This window comes from Rhizorhabdus sp., assembly GCF_018006725.1.
Taxonomy (GTDB): Bacteria; Pseudomonadota; Alphaproteobacteria; order Sphingomonadales; family Sphingomonadaceae; genus Rhizorhabdus.
Genome location: NZ_JAGMXV010000421.1, coordinates 1 through 2,952, shown reverse-complemented (window position 1 = coordinate 2,952; position 2,952 = coordinate 1). Strand labels below are relative to the sequence as shown.

The following is a 2,952-nucleotide window of genomic DNA, read 5'->3' as shown; positions in this document are numbered from 1 at the left end:
ACTCCCCCCGTTTCCGGATTATGCCCACGCACGTCACGGCTGTTCCATCACAAGCGCCTCCCGAAGAAGACGATCCTGTCGAACGACGTATAGGACGGGTTTCTTCGCCTGCGCAGAATGATGCACCAGGCATAGAACCCGGCGCTTCGATCCGGCGCGAAAGCATGCCAGACCGACGGGTAAATAGCCAGTGCGCCGGCGGCGCTCTGATGCAAAATTCGTCACGCGCCTGTCACTGCTGACCCAATCGGTCTCTCACAGCAACTTCGTGGCTTCGGTCGGGCGCGGAACCTTGACCACCAGCACGCGAAACGGCTTGTCGCTCCGGTTGGACCACCTGTGCGGAATGCGAGCCGGGCTGGGAATGAGCATGTCCGGCCCGACTTCTTTCGTGTCCTCTCCAATCTCGACGATCCCTCGTCCTTCCAGGACATAGAAAAAGACATCGACGGGTGTCACGTGCTTCTTGAGCGATTCACCCGGTTCCAACGTGATATGAACGACCTGGGCATGCTCCGTGTCGTACAACCGACTCGCCTTGACCTGATGCGGATTCTGAGTGAGATCGGCCTCTCGCGCGTTGACCACTTCCATTGTTCACCTCCTTTGACTCTACAATGTCCGACGTTCGTGAGGCGGCGCTCGGCTGTCGAGCGGCCCACACGGCCGTCCACTAAGACCGGAATCTGACCCCTGCGCCCAATCCGTAATTCGGCGCGCCATTCGACAATCCGACACGCAACGACCCGGTCAGATGAACGATGTCGTTTACAATGTAGTTCGTCAAGGCGAAGAGGTCACGATCAACACGATGGCGCCAGGGACGTAGAAGTTGCGGCTTTCCAGATTCTCGTTGAACCAGACACGCATCTCCGGCACCACGCGGGCCCGGGCGCCCGGCTGATCGGTCGCTCGGACGAAACGAGTCTGCAGAAGGGGCTCACTAAACCGACCGGCGATCTGTCCGGCAAGGTTGAACACGATGCCGGCCGCGGATTCAGAATAGTTGCTCGATTTCGCCCTTCGCCCTGGCCAGATTGATGCGTGAAGCATTGAATCGAAAGAGTGCTTCGATGATGTTGTCGCGCGCGCGCGCCACCGAGGTCTGAGCGTTCGTCACCTCGATGTTGGTCGCCAGCCCCGCCGCAAACCGGTCCCGCGCAAACGTCAGTTCCTTCAGCGCCAACTCCAGCCCCTTCTCGGCGACGGTGACTTGTTGCGTAGAGGAATCAAGGGTCAGCAGCGCGTTTCGCACTTCCAGCGTCACCTGATCCGACACGTCCTTCATTCGGATCAATTCCTGCCGCACGCGACTCCGACTCTCCGAAATGCGTCCCTCCCGTTGTCCCCCGTCGAAAATGGGCACCGAGAGCATAAGACCGACCGACCTGGTTGCTAAGGCCTCATCCGGTTTCAGGCCGATCCATCCATAGTCGCCGTTCAAGGATAGAGAAGGAATCCGCTCACTAGTTACGGAACTCAGGCTGAGTGAGGCGAGCTTTTGGCGGGTGATCTGCGCCTTGAGTTCTGCGCGATTCTCTCGCGCGACGGCGAGGGCCGTGTCGGGGGTTTGGAATTCGACCTTCGCCGACGAGAGTTCGTCGGTCAGTATCACGGACACATTGAAATCGATGCCCAAGGTGCGAATGAGGTTCAACTTCGCGCTTTCGTGATCGTTTTGAGCGACGAGCAGTCGCTGGCGGGTATTCTCAACCTGGACTTCTTCCCGGGTCACATCGAGGCCCGTAGCCACGCCGGCCTGCTTTCGATCCTGCGCGAGCTTCAACAATTGTTGGCTGAGTTCGAGGTCCGCCTGTCGGGCTTTCACGGCTGCCTCCGCTCGGGAAGCCTCCATGTACAGCAGCCCCGCAGTGGCCATGACATCACGCTTGGTCACTTCGGCCTCAAGCCCTGCCACATCAACGCCGGTTCTTGCCGCCCGCCAGCGCTGGATCAGGCTCAGGCTGAAAATATTCTGAACGAGGTTGGCCCGCGCGTTGTACACATCGAACGGTTCCGTCACGGGTCTCTGCAGTCCCAAGCCGGAAAGTCTGTCGGGAGGAAGTCCGAAGGCGGCGAGATTGACCGTTTGATTGCTCCCGCTCATGAATCCGGATACGTTCGGCAATAACGCGCCCAAACTCGTACTGGCCGCCGATTGGGCCGCCACGATCCGTTCTTTCAACAACCGCACATTGGCGTTATTGTCGATGGCCGCCTGAATCGCCTCGTGCAAACTCAACCGCAGTTCCGGCGTCCCGGCCGGCGGCTCGGCGGCCGAGCCGGGCAGCCATGGCATGACGATGAAGCCAGAGCAGGCCTGCACCAACAAGACGAGTCTCCATAACCGCCTCACAGGGGCCTCCTTCCAACGGTGAACAGGCAGACGGACCATTCCGACATCCCCGTCCATCGTGTCTCGATGTGCAAAGATGACACCCTCCAACGCCGCGACATCGAAGCCCGCATCATCGCCGATGGAACGGGCGGATCGTCGTCGATCGAGGACCAGCCTAGCGCCGAATCGTGGAGGTTCGCTACAGGCTTCCTCGCGGGGTTGTGGCAGATAGCGGCAGACCGGCGGGACGGAATCAGCTCCGGCTCATTCCGGTCGGCTTCCCACGACCGGCTGTGGCAGCTCTGTGTGCTCTTGTTTCGGTATCAGGCCGGCAGATGAATTTCGAGGGCCACCGATCCACAGGTAATAGAGCACGGGAATGACGACCAGCGTCAGAACCGTCGAGGCGCCGACGCCGAACAACAGCGAGACGGCCAGTCCTTGGAAAATCGGGTCGAGAATAATCACGAACGCCCCGACCATCAATGCCGCGGCCGTCAACAGAATGGGACGCGTCCGGATCGCGCCCGCGCGAATCACGGCCTCCAACAGCGAGACCCCCTCCGCCTCCTGATGTTGAATGAAATCGACCAGCAGAATCGAATTGCGCACGA

At 60.1% G+C, this 2,952-nt stretch carries 4 protein-coding genes; all 4 read right to left on the bottom strand.

From position 1 onward, the window contains the following. Positions 1-255 precede the first annotated feature (255 nt). Positions 256-594, bottom strand: coding sequence for a cupin domain-containing protein (locus tag KAY22_RS27195; RefSeq protein WP_080879888.1), 339 nt, complete (start codon positions 592-594; stop codon positions 256-258). A gap of 189 nt (positions 595-783) precedes the next feature. Further along, positions 784-981 (bottom strand): hypothetical protein, encoded by a 198-nt coding sequence (locus tag KAY22_RS27190; RefSeq protein WP_080879887.1) that lies wholly within the window; start codon positions 979-981, stop codon positions 784-786. A 16-nt stretch (positions 982-997) separates the two neighbouring features. Next, positions 998-2,326 (bottom strand): TolC family protein, encoded by a 1,329-nt coding sequence (locus tag KAY22_RS27185; RefSeq protein WP_296626160.1) that lies wholly within the window; start codon positions 2,324-2,326, stop codon positions 998-1,000. A gap of 276 nt (positions 2,327-2,602) precedes the next feature. Next, the coding region (locus tag KAY22_RS27180) for an efflux RND transporter permease subunit (RefSeq protein WP_296626159.1) at positions 2,603-2,952 on the bottom strand (350 nt) is incomplete at its 5' end.

Coding starts and splice junctions, on each gene's coding strand:
- KAY22_RS27195 (WP_080879888.1), bottom strand. CDS start 594: ATGGAAGTGGTCAACGCGCGAGAGGCCGATCTCACTCAGAATCCGCAT.